Below are 16743 nucleotides of genomic sequence, written 5' to 3'. Positions count from 1 at the left end.
CAATACACGGGAATGCTCTTTCAAGGATTGAAAAATGGCAAAAGGTAAATTCACCCGCACCAAGCCGCACGTGAACGTGGGCACGATCGGTCACGTTGACCACGGCAAGACCACACTGACGGCGGCCATTGCGACGGTGCTGTCGGCCAAGTTCGGCGGCGAAGCCAAGGCCTACGACCAGATCGACGCGGCGCCCGAAGAAAAGGCCCGCGGCATCACCATCAACACCGCCCACGTCGAGTACGAAACGGCCAACCGCCACTACGCACACGTCGACTGCCCCGGCCACGCCGACTACGTCAAGAACATGATCACCGGTGCCGCCCAGATGGACGGCGCCATTCTCGTGTGCTCGGCCGCCGACGGCCCCATGCCCCAGACCCGCGAGCACATCCTGCTGGCGCGCCAGGTGGGTGTGGGCTACATCATCGTGTTCCTGAACAAGTGCGACATGGTCGACGACGCCGAACTGCTCGAGCTGGTCGAAATGGAAGTGCGCGAGCTCCTGGACAAGTACGAGTTCCCTGGCGACGACACCCCCATCATCCACGGCTCGGCCAAGCTCGCCCTGGAAGGCGACAAGGGCAAGCTCGGTGAAGAAGCCATCATGAAGCTGGCCGAAGCCCTCGACACCTACATCCCGACGCCCGAGCGCGCCGTGGACGGCACCTTCCTGATGCCCGTCGAAGACGTGTTCTCGATCTCCGGCCGCGGCACCGTCGTGACCGGCGCCGTCGAGCGCGGCGTCATCAAGGTCGGCGAGGAAATCGAGATCGTCGGCATCCGCCCGACCGTCAAGACCACCTGCACCGGCGTGGAAATGTTCCGCAAGCTGCTCGACCAAGGCCAGGCTGGCGACAACGTCGGCGTGCTGCTGCGCGGCACCAAGCGTGAAGAAGTCGAACGCGGCCAAGTGCTGTGCAAGCCCGGCTCCATCAAGCCGCACGTGCACTTCACCGCCGAGGTGTATGTGCTGTCCAAGGACGAAGGTGGCCGTCACACGCCGTTCTTCAACAACTACCGTCCGCAGTTCTACTTCCGCACGACGGACGTGACCGGCGCGATCGAGCTGCCCGCGGACAAGGAAATGGTCATGCCTGGCGACAACGTCAGCATCACCGTGAAGCTGATCAACCCGATCGCGATGGAAGAAGGCCTGCGCTTCGCCATCCGTGAAGGCGGCCGCACCGTGGGTTCGGGCGTCGTGGCAAAGATCCTCGACATCTAAGCCGGACGCAAAGGAATCACCATGGCTACCAAGCAAAAAATCCGCATCCGCCTGAAGGCATTCGATTACAAGCTGATCGACCAGTCGGCAGCCGAAATCGTCGATACCGCCAAGCGCACCGGCGCGATCGTCAAGGGTCCCGTGCCCCTGCCGACCCGCATGAAGCGTTTCGACATCCTGCGTTCGCCGCACGTCAACAAGACGTCGCGCGACCAGCTCGAGATCCGCACGCACCAGCGCCTGATGGACATCGTCGACCCCACCGACAAGACCGTGGACGCGCTGATGAAGCTCGACCTGCCGGCCGGCGTGGACGTCGAAATCAAGCTGCAATAAGCAATGCGGCCCCGTGCCGCATCTTGTGACAAAGCCCGGCTGCAGAAATGCAGTCGGGCTTTGTTTTTTGTCGCGCAGATGTGGCATCCTCGCCAAGGCGGCGGCCTTCCTCGGCCGACACGTCGGCCGATCTGAGACGAAGGCAGTACAGCATGAGACACGGCAACTCTTTGGCGTCGGGTGTGATGGCATGTATCGCAGCGGCAGCGTTGCTGGTCGGCTGCGGTGGTGGCGGAGGCGGTGGAGGGGGCGGCGGGATTCCGTTCTTGCCTATCAGTCCCCCGTCGGCGGGCTCGGTCACGCTGAGCGGCAAGGCCACTTATGAATCCGTGCCGAACCCGAACGGCACCCTGGTTTATGCCAGCTCCGCACCGAGGCCCGTGCGCGGCGCCGTGGTGGAAGTGCTCAACGGGGATACTTCCGCGCAACTGGCCACGGCAACCACCGACGACAACGGTAACTATTCCGTGTCTGTTCCCGCGAACACGGCGGTTGCGGTGCGCGTCAAGGCGCAGTTGTCACGCAGCGGCCCGGGCCCGAGCTGGGACGTGACGGTACGGGACAACACCCGGTCCAATGCGCTGTATTCCATGCAGAGCCCGACATTTTCATCGGGCAGCGTGGCGCTGGTGCGCGACCTTCATGCGCCCTCGGGCTGGGGCGGTTCGAGCTACACCGAAGACCGGGTGGCGGCGCCTTTTGCCATCCTGGACACCGTCTACACCTCGATGCAGAAGGTGGTGTCGGTCGCGCCTGCGGCGGCTTTTCCGGCATTGCGCGTGTTCTGGAGCGCCAACAATGCGCCCTCGATTGGCGTTCTTGATCCCGCAACAGGGCGCATAGGTACCACCTCCTTCATCAGCAGAACCAGCGGCCGTGAAATCTATGTGCTGGGTAAAGAAGATGTCGACACCGATGAATACGACCATTCGGTGATCGCGCATGAATGGGGCCACTACTACCAATCGGCGTTCAGCCGCGATGATTCGATGGGCGGCTCCCATTCGCAGAGTCAGCAGCTCGATCGCAGGCTGGCCTTCTCCGAAGGGTGGGGCAATGCGTGGTCGGGCATCGCGCTCGAGCGGCGAAACTACGTCGACTCCGGCGGAGCGCAGCAGTCGTCGACACAGTTCAGGACCAACATCGATCTGGGTGCAGGCGCCGCGACCACGCCGGGCTGGTACCGCGAGCCATCAATCCAGTCGATTTTCTGGAATCTCAACCAGCAGGTCGGCTTCAAGCCCATACATGACGCGTTGACCAGCGTTCAGTTCAGGGGCAGCGTTGCGGTCACCTCGATTCATCCGTTCGCCGCCGCCTTCAATACAGTTGCTCCGGGCAGCGCTGCAGCACTGGCTGCCCTGCTCACCGGGCAGGGCATCAGCGCAGCGCCCAGCGACCCATTCGGTACCGCCGAAACGAACAACGGCGGAATTCCGGTCACGATTCCGATGTACCGGAGTGCCGTCGTGGGCGGCGGCGTAACCCAGGCGTGCGTTTCCGATGATGCCGGTACGGAGGACAACAACAAGCTGGGCAACTACTCCTATGTCCGTTTTACGGCGCCTGCCAGCGGCAGCTATCAGATCCTCGTGAACGGTCCGCCCGGATCCATCCCGGATTTCGACATCTTCAGGGGCGGACTGGTCGCCCGAACCGGCAATACGGCCGGCCTCACGGCCGGCGAGCACGTTTTGGCCGTGACGAACCTCGGCACTGGCGATCCGTGCTTTGACGTTTCCATTCAGCAGTAAGAAAGGCCGCTATGAACTCTCGTTCGATCCCCGTGATGGCAGCGGCATGCCTCGCTCTGGCGGCGTTGTCGACGCCTGCCGCGGCAGACGGCGAGCGTGCGGCGCGCAATGCCAAGCACCCAGGGGCGCATCGCCATGCCCCCATGACCTCGGCGCCACAGAAGCCCGGCAGTTCCGGCGTCAAGCTCCAATACCGCCTGGAGGCCACGCCGCAACTGGGCCGCGCTACCCCCGTCGTTCTTAACTTCGACGGTGTGACTGCGGCCGACGGCGCCGCGGTCCGCCTGGTTGCCGACCGCGGTCTCACTCTTCGGGGAGCAGCACGCTCGCGTTGCCTGCGGGCAAGCGGTCCACGGCCACGATCGCCGTGGTGAGCGAGGCCGAGGGCCTGGCCTACCTCAATGTGTTCATCACGCAGGACGGCGCGTCGAGCGCCGTCTCGATCCCCGTCCAGACCGGCACGGTGGCGCCAGCTCTCAAGTCCACCGGTGAAATGAAATCCACGTCGGACGGCGACAGCATCATCACGATGCCTGTCAAATAAGCAAAAAGCGGCCTGAACCGGGGCAAAAAGCCCCATTGGACCGCCGTGCAACGCTGCTTGCACAGCGCCCGCATCGCGGGCTATAATCGCTGGCTCTGCCCTTGTTGCGTCCGTATGGATGCCGTGAGTGCGGAGATTTATCAACCTTCTTCCGCAAGCCGGGAAGCCTTCGGGCGATCGGCTAAACGCTGTTGCCAATTGAAGTGACAGCGGCGGAAGAGGATCCATTTTTGGAGAAAACAAATGAGTCTGAGCAACTCCCTCGGGTTGCTGGGCCGCAAGGTGGGGATGATGCGTCTCTTCACCGATGACGGGGACGCAGTTCCTGTCACGGTGGTGGATGTGTCCAACAACCGTGTGACCCAGATCAAGTCGCAAGAGACCGACGGCTACGTCGCGCTGCAAGTGACGTTCGGTTCGCGCAAGGCTTCGCGCGTGACCAAGCCCCAAGCCGGCCACCTCGCGAAGGCGGGTGTCGAAGCTGGTGAAATCATCCGCGAATTCCGCGTGACCGCCGATACCGCGGGTCAGCACAAGGCTGGTGGCGTCATCGCCGCGAGCAGCGTGTTCTCCGTGGGCCAGAAGGTCGACGTGCAAGGCACCTCGATCGGTAAGGGCTACGCCGGTACCATCAAGCGCCACAACATGAGCTCGCAACGCGCGTCGCACGGTAACAGCCGTTCGCACAACGTTCCCGGCTCGATCGGCATGGCACAAGACCCCGGTCGCGTGTTCCCCGGCAAGCGCATGACGGGCCACCTCGGCGACGTCACCAAGACGACGCAGAACCTCGATGTGTTCCGCATCGACGAAGCGCGTCAACTGCTGCTCATCAAGGGCGCGATCCCGGGCGCAAAGGGTGGCTTCGTCACCGTGCGTCCCGCCATCAAGGCCAAGCCGCAAGCGGCTGAAGGAGCGAAGTAATGCAACTCGAACTCCTGAACGAACAAGGCCAGGCCGCGTCGAAGTACGATGCCCCCGAGACCGTGTTCGGCCGTGACTACAACGAAGACCTGGTTCACCAGATCGTCGTTGCATTCCAGGCCAACGCCCGCCAAGGCACGCGCGCCCAGAAGGACCGCGAGCAGGTCAAGCACTCGACCAAGAAGCCTTTCAAGCAAAAGGGAACGGGCCGCGCCCGTGCCGGTATGACGTCCTCGCCGCTGTGGCGCGGGGGTGGCCGGATTTTCCCGAACATGCCTGACGAAAACTTCTCGCAGAAGATCAACAAGAAGATGTACCGCGCCGGCATGGCCGCCATCTTCTCGCAGCTCGCTCGCGAAGGCCGTCTGGCCGTGGTGGATTCGCTGACCGTGGATTCGCCCAAGACAAAGCCGCTGGCAGCCCGTTTCAAGGCAATGAATCTCGAGTCCGTGCTCGTGATCGCCGAAGAAGTCGACGAAAACCTGTACCTTGCCTCGCGCAATCTGGTGAACGTTCTCGTGGTCGAACCCCGCTACGCCGATCCGGTGTCGCTCGTTCACTACAAGAAGGTGCTGGTCACCAAGGGTGCCGTCGACAAGCTCAAGGAGATGTTCGCATGAGCCGCGTGAACCCTACCGCCGCTGAACGTACGTTCGAAGAAGGCCGCCTGATGGCGGTGCTGGTCGCCCCGATCGTGTCCGAAAAGGCCACGATGGTCGGCGAGAAATCGAACGCTGTCACTTTCAAGGTGCTGCAAGACGCCACCAAGCCCGAGATCAAGGCCGCTGTCGAACTGATGTTCAAGGTCGAAGTCCAGGGCGTGTCGGTGCTCAACACCAAGGGCAAGACCAAGCGCTTTGGCAAGTCCATCGGCCGCCGCGACAACGTTCGCAAGGCCTATGTGACCCTGAAGCCCGGTCAAGAGCTCAACCTCGTCGGGGAAGGCGCTTAATCATGGCCGTCATCAAGATGAAACCCACTTCGCCGGGCCAACGCGGCGCGGTGAAGATTTCGCGGGACCACCTGTTCAAGGGTGCTCCTCATGCGCCTCTGCTGGAGCCCCAGTTCCAGAAGGCCGGCCGCAACAACAACGGCCACATCACGATCCGTCATCGTGGCGGCGGTGCCAAGCACCACTACCGCGTTGTCGACTTCGTGCGCAACAAGGACGGCATTCCGGCCAAGGTCGAACGCATCGAGTACGACCCGAACCGCACCGCCCACATTGCCCTGGTCTGCTACGCCGACGGCGAGCGCCGCTACATCATCGCCCCGCGCGGTCTTGAAGCCGGTGCAACGCTGCTGAGCGGTTCGGAAGCCCCGATCCGCGCAGGCAACACGCTGCCGATCCGCAACATTCCGGTCGGCTCGACGATCCACTGCATCGAACTGCAACCCGGCAAGGGTGCGCAGATCGCGCGCTCGGCCGGTACGTCGGCCACGCTGCTGGCTCGCGAAGGCGTCTACGCCCAGGTCCGCATGCGTTCGGGTGAGGTGCGCCGCATCCACATCGAATGCCGCGCCACCATCGGTGAAGTCGCAAACGAAGAGCACAGCCTGCGCCAACTCGGCAAGGCCGGTGTGAAGCGTCACATGGGTATTCGTCCGACCGTTCGCGGCGTGGTGATGAACCCGGTCGACCACCCGCACGGTGGTGGCGAAGGCAAGACCGGCGAAGGCCGCCATCCTGTCGACCCATGGGGCAACCTGACCAAGGGCTACCGTACCCGTAACAACAAGCGCACGCAGGTCTTCATCGTGTCGCGCCGCAAGAAGTAAGGGATAGCAAATGACTCGCTCTCTCAAAAAGGGTCCGTTTGTTGACCATCACCTCGTGGCCAAGGCCGACAAGGCAGTGACGACGAAGGACAAGAAGCCGATCAAGACCTGGTCGCGCCGCTCGATGGTTCTGCCCGAGTTCATCGGCCTGACCATTGCCGTGCACAACGGCAAGCAGCACGTGCCTGTCTACATTACCGATCAAATGGTCGGCCACAAGCTCGGCGAATTTGCGCTCACGCGCACGTTCAAGGGGCACCCCGCGGACAAGAAAGTCCAGAAGAAGTAAGGAACGACCATGTCTGAAACACGTGCAGTCCTCCGCGGTGTCCGCCTCTCGGTCGACAAGGGCCGTCTGGTCGCTGACCTGATCCGCGGCAAGAAGGTTGATCAAGCGCTCAACGTTCTGCAATTCACGCAGAAAAAAGCCGCTGTGATCATCAAGAAGGTGCTCGAGTCGGCAATTGCCAACGCCGAGCACAACGATGGCGCCGATATCGACGAACTGAAGGTCAAGACCATCTACGTCGAACAGGGCGCAACGCTCAAGCGCTTCACCGCGCGAGCCAAGGGTCGCGGTAACCGCATCAGCAAGCCCACGTGCCATGTGTACGTGACGGTTGGCAACTAAGAACGCCTGGAAGAAATATGGGACAGAAAATCCATCCGACCGGCTTCCGCCTTGCGGTTACCCGTAACTGGTCCAGCCGCTGGTACGCAAGCGACCGCGATTTCGCGGGCATGCTGGCCGAAGACATCAAGGTCCGCGAATACCTGAAGAAGAAGCTGAAGAACGCTTCGGTGTCGCGCGTCATGATCGAGCGTCCCGCCAAGAACGCACGCATCACGATCTACTCGGCTCGTCCGGGCGTCGTGATCGGCAAGAAGGGCGAAGACATCGAGAACCTCAAGCGCGAACTGGGCAAGCAGCTCGGCGTGCCGGTGGCAGTGAACATCGAAGAAGTGCGCAAGCCCGAAATCGATGCCCAGCTGATCGCCGACAGCATCACGCAGCAGCTCGAAAAGCGGATCATGTTCCGCCGCGCCATGAAGCGCGCCATGCAAAACGCCATGCGTCTGGGTGCCCAAGGCATCAAGATCATGTCGGCTGGCCGCCTGAACGGTATCGAAATCGCTCGTACCGAGTGGTATCGCGAAGGTCGCGTGCCCCTCCACACGCTGCGCGCCGACATCGACTACGGCACCTCGGAAGCCAAGACCACCTACGGCGTCATCGGCGTCAAGGTCTGGGTCTACAAGGGCGACACGCTGGGTCGTAACGACCTGCCGGCCGTCGAAACGCCGCGTCCCGACGAAGAGCGTCGCCCGCGTGGTCCGCGCCGCGATGGCCGCCCTGGTGGCGACCGTCCGGGTGGCGATCGTCGTGGTCCCGGCCCTCGCGCCGGTGCCCGTGGCCCGATCGGTGGCAACACCGCACCGGCCGACGGCAGCGACAAGCCCGCAGAAGCTACTGGCGCAGCTCCCGCTGCTCCGGGTGCAGACTCGAAACCCGCCGTTAAGCGCGTCCGCAAAGCCGCGCCAGCTGCAGCAGCTGACGGTGCCAAGACCGAGTGATCGGTCTTAGAACTACGGAGTATTAAAAATGCTGCAACCTGCACGCAGAAAGTTCCGCAAGGAACAAAGGGCCGCAACACCGGCATCGCAACCACGGGTAACTCGGTTGCGTTCGGTGACTTCGGTCTCAAATGCACCGACCGCGGCCGCCTCACGGCGCGCCAGATCGAAGCCGCTCGTCGCGCGATTTCGCGTCACGTGAAGCGCGGTGGCCGTATCTGGATCCGCGTGTTCCCGGACAAGCCGATCTCTACCAAGCCCGCCGAAGTGCGGATGGGTAACGGTAAGGGCAACCCCGAGTACTACGTCGCTGAAATCCAGCCTGGCAAGATCGTGTTCGAGATCGTCGGCGTGCCCGAAGAACTCGCCCGCGAAGCGTTCCGCCTGGCCGCCGCCAAGCTTCCGCTGCGTACGACGTTCGTCGCTCGCCAGCTCGGCGCCTGAGAGGAGAACATCCATGGCAACACGTAAGAAAAAAGAAACCGCGGCTCCGGCCAAGGTGACCAAGGCTGCAACGCTGCGCACGAAGGACGTCGCAGGCCTGCAAGCTGAAATCAAGGACCTGCAGAAGGCCCATTTCGGTCTGCGCATGCAGAAAGCCACGCAACAGCTGTCGAACACCTCGACGCTGCGCGTGACGCGCCGCGACATCGCGCGCGCCAAGACCATTCTTGCTCAGAAGCAGCAAGAAACCCAAGCCGCCAAGTAAGGAGTGAACATGACGGAAGCTAAAAAATCCCTCAAGCGCACCTTGATCGGCAAGGTGGTCAGCGACAAGCGTGCCAAGACCGTGACCGTGCTGGTCGAGCGCCGTGTGAAGCACGAGCTCTACGGCAAGATCGTGGCCAAGACGAGCAAGTACCACGCCCATGACGAAAAGGGCGAGTACAAGCTGGGCGACACCATCGAGATCACGGAAAGCCGTCCGATCTCGAAGACCAAGAACTGGGTCGTGACCCGTCTGGTCGAAAAGGCCGTGCTGGTCTGATCGCTGGTTGAACTGCATCGGGAAGCCTCGCAAAAGGCAACCCAACTCGAAACGGCCCACAATGTGGGCCGTTTTTCTTTTTCAGGAGCATCTAGATGATCAAAGTCGGCGACACCCTTCCTTCGGCAACCCTGCAGGAATATTCCGAGGTCGAGGGCGAAGGCTGCAGCATCGGCCCGAACCCGGTGGACGTGAGCAAGGCCACGGCTGGCAAGACCATTGCGCTGTTCGCGCTGCCGGGCGCCTTCACGCCCACCTGCTCGGCCAAGCACGTGCCGGGCTATGTGCAGCACTTCGACGACTTCAAGGCCGCCGGCGTGGACGAGATCTGGTGCGTGAGCGTGAACGACGCATTCGTGATGGGCGCCTGGGCGCGCGACCAGAAGACCGGCACCAAGGTGCGCATGCTGGCCGACGGCAGCGCCGATTTCGCCAAGGCGATCGGCCTCACGCTCGACCTGACCGCCCGCGGCATGGGCCTGCGCAGCAACCGTTATTCGATGCTTGTGAAAGACGGCAAAGTGGCCACGCTCAATGTCGAAGCACCGGGCAAGTTCGAGGTCAGCAACGCCGAGACGCTGCTGGCGCAAGCTCGCGGCTGAGTAGCTAGAGATCGACCTTGAGGTAGTGCGCGCCCGCAATCGGGTTGTGATAGTAGGGCGGCACTTCCTCGAAGCCCAGATCTTCATAGAGCGCCCGGGCCGATTCCATGTCGTCCAAAGTGTCGAGCAGCACGCAGGCATAACCCGCGCCGCGTGCCGCATCGAGGATGGCTTCGGCCAACTGGCGGCCGACACCCAGTCCCCGAAAGCCGGGTCGCACGAACAGGCGCTTCATTTCGGCGGCATTTGCGTAGTCGGCATTGTCGAGCGGGCGCAGGGCACAGCAGCCGGCCACGTGCGCCAGCGTTCCGTTGGGACGCATCAGGGTGGGCGCCTGTTGTCCCGCCGCTTCCTTGATGTGGGCCGCGTCGACCAGGGCCAGCAGCAGGGCACCGCGCGGCTCCGCGTAGTCGCCCGGAAGCGTGGCAACTTCTTCTTCGAAATTCTGGAAGCACAGGTCGATGCCCAGCGACGCCGCGTAGTCGCGAAAGATCGCGCGTGCCGCATCGAGCTCATGGGCTTCGTCGGGCGCGAGGAGCACGACGGCCGGCGTGTCGGCCAGCGGCAGAGGGCGTGAAACCGAAAAGCTCATACGCGCAGCGACGCAACCCAATACGCCACGCCCGCGCACACCGCGAACAGAACCAGCGCGAGTCCGCGGGAGGCGGCGTCGTCCCGGCTGGGCGCGACCTGGCTGCCGGCCGGCCTGATCAGCTTGTCGCCCGAAACCATGGGCCGCACCAGTCGATGCCGCTTGACCAGCACATAGAACAGCACCGCCAGCACATGGAGGCTGACCAGCGCGATCACGATCGTTTTCCCCTGCCCCTTGTGCCAGCCGGTTGCAAGGCTTACCACCTCGCCTGACACAAAGCGCGTGAGCGGGCCCGCCGCGGAAATCTCATCGTCCGCCACCAGCCCGGTGGCAACCTGAAGGGCCAGCACTGCGAGAACGGCAAATACCGACAGGGCGCCAAGCGGCGTGTGGCCGATCACGTGGTCCGGATCAGCCCGCCCGCGCAGATAGGCGACGACGGAGCCGGGCCCGTAGAAAAACGAGGCAAAACGCGACCAGCGTCCGCCCACGAAGCCCCACAGCAAGCGAAACAGCAGCAGGGCAAGCACCGCGTAGCCAAGGCGGAAGTGCCACTCCATGACGCCGCCCAGCCCGGTAGCGATCAGGCCGATGACTGCAACGCTCAACACCCAGTGAAAAACACGCGTCGGCAGATCCCAGATGCGCGCCCGCACAGGGGTGTCGGGCGCTGCGGCACGCATGGCGGCCACGGAGGAGTCGGTCATCGAAGAGGAAAAGTGCGCAAAAACTGCGGAAGGCGCAGATTAGCAAAGTCTGGGCCGCCGCATGCATCGGGTTGTTGCTATGCAGGCCGCAAGGCCTGCCCCTACACTCGGCGCGGCGCCGCTGTCGGCGGTGCCGAACCAACTACAAGGACCCCCGATGATTCGACTTGCTTCGTTTGCGCTGGCCGCTGTCTGCGCCGCGATTTCCCTGCCGGCCTCGGCCCAGTTCGCCAAGCCTGAGGACGCCATCAAGTACCGCCAGAGCGCGTTGTTCGTGATGGGCCAGCATTTCAGCCGCATCGGCGCCATGGCCAATGGGCGTGTTCCGTTCGACGCGGCGGCCGCAGCGGCCAATGCCGACATCGTGGCCGAAATGGCCAAGCTGCCTTGGGCCGCATTTGGCGCCGGCACCGAGGGCGGCAAGAGCAAGCCCGAGGTCTGGAAGGAAACCGCCAAGTTCAAGGAACACCAGGACAAGATGGTTGCCGAAACCGGCAAACTGGCGGTCGCCGCCAAGGCCGGCAATATCGACGCGCTCAAGGCCCAGTTCGGCACCACCGCCGGCAGCTGCAAGGCCTGCCACGACAGCTTCCGCAACCAGTGAGCTTCAAGCCTCCGCGAGCAATTTCTCGATCAGCTTGTGGAGCTCGGCGAAATCGGGCTCGCCCACGTAGCGCTTCACGATTTCACCCTTCTTGTTGACCAGGTAGGTGGTGGGCGTGAGCTTCACGTCGCCCCAGGCCTGCGCCACGCTGCCGGTGTTGTCGATGGCCACCTTGAACGGCAGCTTGCGCGTTTCGGCAAAGTTGACGACGTAGCTCGGCGGGTCGTAGCTCATGGCCACGGCCAGTGTGTCATAACCCTTTGACTTGTACTTGTCGTAGGTCGCGATGACCTTCGGCATTTCTGCCACGCAGGTCACGCAGCTCGTGGCCCAGAAGTTGACCAGGGTGACCTTGCCCTTCAGGTCGTCGGTGCTCTTCTTGCTGCCGTCGAGCAGCACGAAGGTCGATGCCGGTGCCGCCGTGGCGCCGGAGCCGAAGTACACGCCCACGCCGGCGGCCAGTGCAAGGACGACTGCTGCGGCGGCGATGTATTTTTTCATGGCAACTGAAAGAGGAGGGCGGCGCGATTTTAGTTCCGCCGGGCCGATCGCGCTGGAGCCTGCCTCGAGCGGCTCGATAATCGCTTTCCGATGCCGTCGCCCGTTCCCCGCCCCTGGCCTGCGCTGTTCGCAGCCACCGCCGCCGTTGCGCTTGCTGCCTGCAGCCCGACCTTCAACTGGCGCGAGACGCCGATTGCCGACGCCGGCCTGGTCGCGCTGCTGCCCTGCAAGCCAGATCGCGCCCATCGCGCCTTGCCCCTTGGCGCCGAGTCCGTGCAGGTCGACATGGCGGGCTGTGAAGCGGGCGGCGCAACCTTTGCCATTGCCCATGCATCCGCCGGCAGTCCCGAGCAGGCCGAGACCTGGCTCACTGCATGGCGCGCGGCCACCCGGAGCCAGTTGGGCAATGCGCAGGTGACGGAAGCGCCGGCAACGCTGAAACGCGCCACCGCGTCGCCCGCACCGGTAAGGCTCGACGCCCAGCCCCCGCAACAGGGCGCCGCACGGGTCCAGGTTCTCTGGTTTGCCCAATCGCAAAAGGACGGCCGTGTTTCGCTCTACCAGGCCACGGTGCTCGGGCGGCCCACCGCGCCCGACGCGGCGGCCACCTTCTTCGACGGCCTGCGTCTTCCGTGAACGCAGCGAGCTCTCTGAACGGCGGCCTGCTCGCCGGACGGCGGCGGATTGCCACCGTTTTCCTGGCCTTTGCCGTCGCCTACTTCTTTTCGACGCTGGTGCGTGCCATCACCGCCACGCTTTCGCCGACGCTCACCGCCGAGTTCGAACTCGAATCGCGCGATCTCGGCCTGCTGGCCGGCGGCTACTTCCTGGGTTTTGCCTTCACGCAGCTTCCCATGGGCACCTGGCTCGACCGGCACGGCCCGAAGCGCGTGATCGTCTGCTTCCTGGCCGTCGCGGTCATCGGCTGCCTGCTGTTTTCCGCGGCGACCAATTTCCCGCTGCTGCTCGCCGCACGCGTGCTGACCGGTGTCGGCGTGAGCGCCTGCCTGATGGCGCCGCTCACCGGCTACCGCCGCTGGCTGACCCCGCCAATGCAGCTGCGCAGCAACTCGTGGATGCTGATGGTGGGCTCCTTCGGCCTCGTCGGCGCCACGCTTCCGGTGCAATGGCTGATGCCGCTGCTGGGATGGCGGCCGCTGTTCTGGCTGCTGGCGGCGGGCATCGTGGCGTCGATGGCGCTGATTGCCTGGGCTGCGCCTGCCTGGCAGGGCGAGAGCGCCGCCGATGCCCGCGAAGAGGGGGCCAAAGGCAGTGAATCGGCGCAAGGCGGATACGCCGCCGTGTGGCACGACCCGTTTTTCCGCAAGCTCGCGCCAGTCGGTTTCTTCAACTACGGCGGGTTCGTCGCCATGCAGACGCTGTGGGTGGTGCCCTGGCTCACCCGCGTGGCCGGCTACACGCCGCAAGAGGCGGCCGGCGCCCTGTTCTGGATCAGCATCGCGCTACTCGCCACCTACTGGCTCTGGGGCGTGACCAATCCAAGGCTCGTGCATCGCGGCATTCCGGCGACCCGGCTTTTGACTTGGGGCATGCCGCTCGCGATGCTCGCACTTGCTCTTGTTTTGATAGCTGGCCCCGCCGCGGGCACCGTCGCCTGGATCTGCTTCCTGTGCATTTCCACGGTGGTCACGCTGGCCCAGCCCGCCGTGGCCCTTGCCTTGCCTCCCGCCCTCGCGGGGCGTGCGCTGTCGGCCTACAACCTGGTGGTTTTCGCAGGTGTATTCGTCGTGCAGTGGGGCATCGGCTTGCTGATCGACCTGTTTGCCCGCGCCGGGCTCGACATCGTCGGCTCCTTCCGCGCGGCCTTGGCCGTTTTCCTGGCCTGCTGCGTTATGTCGTATACCTACTTCCTTTGGGCGCCCCCGCATAATCGGCGCGTAGTTCCCGGACCCGCATGAACAGCATTCTCATCATTGCCCACTCACCGTTCGCGCAGGCGCTGCGGCGGTGCGCGCTGCATGTGTTCCCTGATTGCGAGCAGGCCGTGGTTGCGCTCGACGTGCTGCCCAACGTGTCGCCCGAAGAAACGCTGGCCGCGGCCCGCATCACGCTCGAACAGCAGCTCAGCGCGCCTCGCTCGCAGGTGCTGGTGCTGGCCGACGTATTCGGCGCAACCCCTTGCAACGTGGCCCAGAAGCTGGTGGACGGTGTCCGCTCGCGGCTGGTGGCGGGCGTCAACCTGCCGATGCTGCTGCGGGCGGTAACCTATCGCCACGAGCCGCTCGAAACGCTGGTGCAGCGCGCCATCGCGGGCGGCACCGCCGGCGTCATGCAGGTGGCCGTGGCCGCACCCCAGAACCAGGCGAAGAGAAAGCACAGTGATCAAGAAATCCGTGACCATCAGCAATAAGCTGGGCTTGCATGCACGCGCATCCGCCAAGCTCACCAAACTCGCAGGCAGCTTTCCCTGCGAGGTGTGGCTCTCGCGCGGCGACCGCCGCATCAATGCCAAGAGCATCATGGGCGTCATGATGCTCGCCGCCGGGCTGGGCTCGACCGTCGAGCTCGAGACCAACGGCCAGCAGGAAGAGGAGGCGATGGACGCCATCGTCCAGCTGATGAACGACAAGTTCGGCGAAGGCGAATGAATGTGGCCCCCACGCTCCGCACTGCGTGTCGTCGCTGCCCCCCGAGGGGGCTCGGCCGCCTTGGGGCGGCCCGGCGGCGGCCGATGTGGCCCCCACGCTCCACACTGCGCGTCGCCGCTGCCCCTGAGGGGCTCGGCCGCCTTGAGGCGGCCCGGCGGCGGCCGGTAACCTTCGGCCAGCTCCCATGACCTTCGCAGTCCACGGCCTTCCCGTCGCCCGTGGCATTGCCATCGGCCGCGCGGTGCTGGTGGTGTCGAGCCGCATCGACGTGGCCCACTACTTCATCAAGCCCGAAGAGATCGAGACCGAGATCGATCGTGTCCGCACGGCGCGCAACGCCGTGGCCGACGAGCTCGCCAAGCTGCAGACCAGCGTCGCGCAGATGGGCCCCAACGACGCGCCGCACGAGCTTGCGGCGCTACTCGAAGTGCACCAGATGCTGCTGCAGGACGAGGCGCTCACCGGTGGCGTGAAGCACTGGATTACCGATCGCCTCTACAACGCCGAGTGGGCGCTGACCACGCAGCTCGAAATCATCGCGCGCCAGTTCGACGAGATGGAGGACGAGTACCTGCGCGAGCGCAAGGCCGACCTCGAGCAGGTGGTCGAGCGGCTGCTGCACCGCATGAAGGGCACGGCCGCGGTGCTCGCGCCAAGCCCGCCGCGCCGCAAGCGCCCCGCCGCCGAGGACGACGACGATCCCACCGCGGCCGACGGCATCGACGCGCCGCTGGTGCTGATTGCGCACGACCTGTCACCGGCCGACATGCTCCAGTTCAAGAAGAGCGTGTTCGCAGGCTTCGTGACCGACGTGGGCGGGCGCACCTCGCACACCGCCATCGTCGCGCGCAGCATGGACATTCCGGCCGTGGTGGGCGCGCGCACCGCAAGCCAGCTGGTGCGCCAGGACGACTGGGTGATCATCGACGGCGATGCGGGCGTGGTGATCGTCGACCCTTCGCCCATCATTCTTGCGGAGTACGGCTTCAAGCAGCGCCAGGGCGACCTCGAGCGCGGCCGGCTCGCGCGCCTGCGTCACAAGCCCGCGGTCACCCTCGACGGCCAGCGCGTCGAGCTGCTCGCCAACATCGAGATGCCCGAGGACACGGCCGGCGCCATGAAGGCTGGCGCGGTCGGCGTCGGACTGTTTCGCAGCGAGTTCCTGTTCATGGGCCGCGAGTCGCAGCGCCAGACCCGGCTGCCCGACGAAGAAGAGCAATACCAAGCCTATAAGCGCGCAGTGGAAGGCATGCAGGGTATGCCGGTCACCATTCGCACCATCGACGTGGGCGCCGACAAGCCGCTCGACGGCAAGGCGGGCATCAAGCAGGAGCACCTGAACCCTGCGCTGGGCTTGCGCGCCATTCGGTGGAGCCTGGCCGATCCGGCGATGTTCCTCACGCAGTTGCGCGCCATTCTTCGTGCGGCGGCGCACGGCGAAATCCACCTGCTGATTCCCATGCTCGCCCATGCCAGCGAGATCCGCCAGACGCTGTCGCTGATCGAGTTCGCGCGCACCGAGCTCGACAGCCGCGGCGCCGTGTACGGCAAGGTCAAGCTCGGCGCGATGATCGAGATTCCTGCCGCCGCGCTCACGCTCAAGACCTTTCTCAAGTACTTCGACTTCCTGTCGATCGGCACCAACGACCTGATCCAGTACACGCTGGCCATCGACCGCGCCGACGAGGCCGTGGCCCATCTCTACGATCCTGCACACCCCGCGGTGCTGAAGCTCGTGGCCGACACCATTGCCGAATGCCGCCGCCAGGGCAAGGGCGTGGCCGTGTGCGGCGAAATGGCCGGCGACGTGGCCTTCACGCGGCTGCTGCTCGGCCTTGGCTTGCGCAGCTTCTCGATGCATCCCTCGCGCATCCTCGCCGTCAAGCAGGAAGTGCTGCGTGCCGACACCGGCAAGCTCGAAGCGTGGGCCAAGAGCGTGCTCGAGTCGGACGATCCGGCGTCGGTTCTCGCTGGAAACTAGTTCTTCCGGCTTCAAT

At 64.4% G+C, this 16743-nt stretch carries 23 protein-coding genes and 1 pseudogene; 21 read left to right on the top strand and 3 right to left on the bottom strand.

The genetic code is table 11. The features are described 5' to 3' along the window. Positions 1–34: 34 nt before the first annotated feature. The 15 genes and pseudogenes from tuf (at position 35) to M0765_RS06640 (ending at position 9730) form a co-directional block, all read left to right on the top strand. On the top strand, positions 35–1228 hold the full coding sequence (gene tuf / locus M0765_RS06710) for an elongation factor Tu (protein ID WP_187112602.1): 1194 nt from the start codon (positions 35–37) through the stop codon (positions 1226–1228). 21 nt (positions 1229–1249) lie between these two features. Beyond that, positions 1250–1564 carry a 30S ribosomal protein S10 gene (gene rpsJ, locus M0765_RS06705; protein WP_007838118.1) on the top strand — a complete coding sequence of 105 codons (315 nt, stop codon included), beginning with the start codon at positions 1250–1252 and terminating at the stop codon, positions 1562–1564. A 152-nt stretch (positions 1565–1716) separates the two neighbouring features. Next, positions 1717–3318: a hypothetical protein gene (locus M0765_RS06700; RefSeq protein WP_258502706.1), complete on the top strand. Its 1602-nt coding sequence runs from the start codon at positions 1717–1719 to the stop codon at positions 3316–3318. 331 nt (positions 3319–3649) lie between these two features. Then, positions 3650–3862 (top strand): hypothetical protein, encoded by a 213-nt coding sequence (locus M0765_RS06695; RefSeq protein WP_258502705.1) that lies wholly within the window; start codon positions 3650–3652, stop codon positions 3860–3862. Positions 3863–4105: 243 nt separating this feature from the next. Beyond that, positions 4106–4786 carry a 50S ribosomal protein L3 gene (rplC, locus tag M0765_RS06690; protein ID WP_157616207.1) on the top strand — a complete coding sequence of 227 codons (681 nt, stop codon included), beginning with the start codon at positions 4106–4108 and terminating at the stop codon, positions 4784–4786. Further along, on the top strand, positions 4786–5406 hold the full coding sequence (rplD, locus tag M0765_RS06685) for a 50S ribosomal protein L4 (RefSeq protein ID WP_028259871.1): 621 nt from the start codon (positions 4786–4788) through the stop codon (positions 5404–5406). Before rplC ends, rplD begins: the two co-directional genes overlap by 1 nt. Further along, positions 5403–5738, top strand: coding sequence for a 50S ribosomal protein L23 (rplW, locus tag M0765_RS06680; protein ID WP_007838129.1), 336 nt, complete (start codon positions 5403–5405; stop codon positions 5736–5738). Before rplD ends, rplW begins: the two co-directional genes overlap by 4 nt. A gap of 2 nt (positions 5739–5740) precedes the next feature. After that, positions 5741–6565, top strand: coding sequence for a 50S ribosomal protein L2 (rplB, locus tag M0765_RS06675; protein WP_015867666.1), 825 nt, complete (start codon positions 5741–5743; stop codon positions 6563–6565). Between the two features lie 10 nt (positions 6566–6575). Then, positions 6576–6854: a 30S ribosomal protein S19 gene (gene rpsS, locus M0765_RS06670; RefSeq protein WP_007838132.1), complete on the top strand. Its 279-nt coding sequence runs from the start codon at positions 6576–6578 to the stop codon at positions 6852–6854. 9 nt (positions 6855–6863) lie between these two features. Continuing rightward, positions 6864–7196 carry a 50S ribosomal protein L22 gene (gene rplV, locus M0765_RS06665; protein ID WP_007838134.1) on the top strand — a complete coding sequence of 111 codons (333 nt, stop codon included), beginning with the start codon at positions 6864–6866 and terminating at the stop codon, positions 7194–7196. Between the two features lie 17 nt (positions 7197–7213). After that, on the top strand, positions 7214–8140 hold the full coding sequence (gene rpsC / locus M0765_RS06660; RefSeq protein ID WP_093017295.1) for a 30S ribosomal protein S3: 927 nt from the start codon (positions 7214–7216) through the stop codon (positions 8138–8140). Positions 8141–8168: 28 nt separating this feature from the next. Next, positions 8169–8584 (top strand): annotated as a pseudogene (gene rplP / locus M0765_RS06655) (50S ribosomal protein L16). A 55-nt stretch (positions 8585–8639) separates the two neighbouring features. Further along, positions 8640–8849, top strand: coding sequence for a 50S ribosomal protein L29 (gene rpmC, locus M0765_RS06650; RefSeq protein WP_026284221.1), 210 nt, complete (start codon positions 8640–8642; stop codon positions 8847–8849). A gap of 9 nt (positions 8850–8858) precedes the next feature. Next, on the top strand, positions 8859–9128 hold the full coding sequence (rpsQ, locus tag M0765_RS06645) for a 30S ribosomal protein S17 (protein ID WP_015867662.1): 270 nt from the start codon (positions 8859–8861) through the stop codon (positions 9126–9128). A gap of 95 nt (positions 9129–9223) precedes the next feature. Next, the gene (locus M0765_RS06640; protein WP_258502697.1) at positions 9224–9730 is read left to right on the top strand and encodes a peroxiredoxin; all 507 of its coding nucleotides are present in this window, start codon (positions 9224–9226) and stop codon (positions 9728–9730) included. A 4-nt stretch (positions 9731–9734) separates the two neighbouring features. On the opposite strand, the gene M0765_RS06635 is transcribed toward M0765_RS06640, so the two are convergent. Further along, positions 9735–10322: a GNAT family N-acetyltransferase gene (locus M0765_RS06635; RefSeq protein WP_258502695.1), complete on the bottom strand. Its 588-nt coding sequence runs from the start codon at positions 10320–10322 to the stop codon at positions 9735–9737. Beyond that, positions 10319–11032, bottom strand: coding sequence for a cytochrome b/b6 domain-containing protein (locus M0765_RS06630; RefSeq protein ID WP_258502693.1), 714 nt, complete (start codon positions 11030–11032; stop codon positions 10319–10321). Before M0765_RS06630 ends, M0765_RS06635 begins: the two co-directional genes overlap by 4 nt. Positions 11033–11189: 157 nt before the next feature. Between M0765_RS06630 and M0765_RS06625 the strand changes: the two genes are divergently transcribed. After that, positions 11190–11636 (top strand): c-type cytochrome, encoded by a 447-nt coding sequence (locus M0765_RS06625; protein ID WP_258502692.1) that lies wholly within the window; start codon positions 11190–11192, stop codon positions 11634–11636. A 3-nt stretch (positions 11637–11639) separates the two neighbouring features. Here the strand turns inward: M0765_RS06625 and M0765_RS06620 are convergent, their stop codons facing one another. Then, positions 11640–12137, bottom strand: coding sequence for a TlpA disulfide reductase family protein (locus M0765_RS06620; protein WP_157616203.1), 498 nt, complete (start codon positions 12135–12137; stop codon positions 11640–11642). Positions 12138–12227: 90 nt separating this feature from the next. Between M0765_RS06620 and M0765_RS06615 the strand changes: the two genes are divergently transcribed. The 5 genes from M0765_RS06615 (at position 12228) to ptsP (ending at position 16727) form a co-directional block, all read left to right on the top strand. Further along, positions 12228–12773, top strand: a complete 546-nt coding sequence (locus M0765_RS06615) for a hypothetical protein (protein ID WP_258502689.1) — start codon at positions 12228–12230, stop codon at positions 12771–12773. 14 nt (positions 12774–12787) lie between these two features. After that, positions 12788–14056, top strand: coding sequence for an MFS transporter (locus tag M0765_RS06610; RefSeq protein ID WP_258508150.1), 1269 nt, complete (start codon positions 12788–12790; stop codon positions 14054–14056). Next, positions 14053–14508 carry a PTS sugar transporter subunit IIA gene (locus tag M0765_RS06605; protein ID WP_258502688.1) on the top strand — a complete coding sequence of 152 codons (456 nt, stop codon included), beginning with the start codon at positions 14053–14055 and terminating at the stop codon, positions 14506–14508. Before M0765_RS06610 ends, M0765_RS06605 begins: the two co-directional genes overlap by 4 nt. Next, positions 14477–14746 carry an HPr family phosphocarrier protein gene (locus tag M0765_RS06600; protein ID WP_258502687.1) on the top strand — a complete coding sequence of 90 codons (270 nt, stop codon included), beginning with the start codon at positions 14477–14479 and terminating at the stop codon, positions 14744–14746. Before M0765_RS06605 ends, M0765_RS06600 begins: the two co-directional genes overlap by 32 nt. Positions 14747–14930: 184 nt before the next feature. Further along, positions 14931–16727, top strand: coding sequence for a phosphoenolpyruvate--protein phosphotransferase (gene ptsP, locus M0765_RS06595; protein ID WP_258502685.1), 1797 nt, complete (start codon positions 14931–14933; stop codon positions 16725–16727). The last annotated feature ends 16 nt before the right edge of the window (positions 16728–16743 follow it).

This window comes from Variovorax sp. S12S4, from assembly GCF_023195515.1.
GTDB lineage: Bacteria > Pseudomonadota > Gammaproteobacteria > Burkholderiales > Burkholderiaceae_C > Variovorax.
The sequence above is the reverse complement of the archived record's forward strand: the minus strand, read 5'-3'. Positions and strand labels throughout refer to the sequence as shown.

Bases quoted from the DNA above. Each gene is read 5' to 3' on its own strand.
- tuf (WP_187112602.1), top strand. From the start codon at position 35: ATGGCAAAAGGTAAATTCACCCGCACCAAGCCGCACGTGAACGTGGGC.
- rpsJ (WP_007838118.1), top strand. From the start codon at position 1,250: ATGGCTACCAAGCAAAAAATCCGCATCCGCCTGAAGGCATTCGATTAC.
- M0765_RS06700 (WP_258502706.1), top strand. From the start codon at position 1,717: ATGAGACACGGCAACTCTTTGGCGTCGGGTGTGATGGCATGTATCGCA.
- rplC (WP_157616207.1), top strand. From the start codon at position 4,106: ATGAGTCTGAGCAACTCCCTCGGGTTGCTGGGCCGCAAGGTGGGGATG.
- rplD (WP_028259871.1), top strand. From the start codon at position 4,786: ATGCAACTCGAACTCCTGAACGAACAAGGCCAGGCCGCGTCGAAGTAC.
- rplW (WP_007838129.1), top strand. From the start codon at position 5,403: ATGAGCCGCGTGAACCCTACCGCCGCTGAACGTACGTTCGAAGAAGGC.
- rplB (WP_015867666.1), top strand. From the start codon at position 5,741: ATGGCCGTCATCAAGATGAAACCCACTTCGCCGGGCCAACGCGGCGCG.
- rpsS (WP_007838132.1), top strand. From the start codon at position 6,576: ATGACTCGCTCTCTCAAAAAGGGTCCGTTTGTTGACCATCACCTCGTG.
- rplV (WP_007838134.1), top strand. From the start codon at position 6,864: ATGTCTGAAACACGTGCAGTCCTCCGCGGTGTCCGCCTCTCGGTCGAC.
- rpsC (WP_093017295.1), top strand. From the start codon at position 7,214: ATGGGACAGAAAATCCATCCGACCGGCTTCCGCCTTGCGGTTACCCGT.
- rpsQ (WP_015867662.1), top strand. From the start codon at position 8,859: ATGACGGAAGCTAAAAAATCCCTCAAGCGCACCTTGATCGGCAAGGTG.
- M0765_RS06640 (WP_258502697.1), top strand. From the start codon at position 9,224: ATGATCAAAGTCGGCGACACCCTTCCTTCGGCAACCCTGCAGGAATAT.
- M0765_RS06635 (WP_258502695.1), bottom strand. From the start codon at position 10,322: ATGAGCTTTTCGGTTTCACGCCCTCTGCCGCTGGCCGACACGCCGGCC.
- M0765_RS06630 (WP_258502693.1), bottom strand. From the start codon at position 11,032: ATGACCGACTCCTCCGTGGCCGCCATGCGTGCCGCAGCGCCCGACACC.
- M0765_RS06625 (WP_258502692.1), top strand. From the start codon at position 11,190: ATGATTCGACTTGCTTCGTTTGCGCTGGCCGCTGTCTGCGCCGCGATT.
- M0765_RS06620 (WP_157616203.1), bottom strand. From the start codon at position 12,137: ATGAAAAAATACATCGCCGCCGCAGCAGTCGTCCTTGCACTGGCCGCC.
- M0765_RS06615 (WP_258502689.1), top strand. From the start codon at position 12,228: ATGCCGTCGCCCGTTCCCCGCCCCTGGCCTGCGCTGTTCGCAGCCACC.
- M0765_RS06605 (WP_258502688.1), top strand. From the start codon at position 14,053: ATGAACAGCATTCTCATCATTGCCCACTCACCGTTCGCGCAGGCGCTG.
- ptsP (WP_258502685.1), top strand. From the start codon at position 14,931: ATGACCTTCGCAGTCCACGGCCTTCCCGTCGCCCGTGGCATTGCCATC.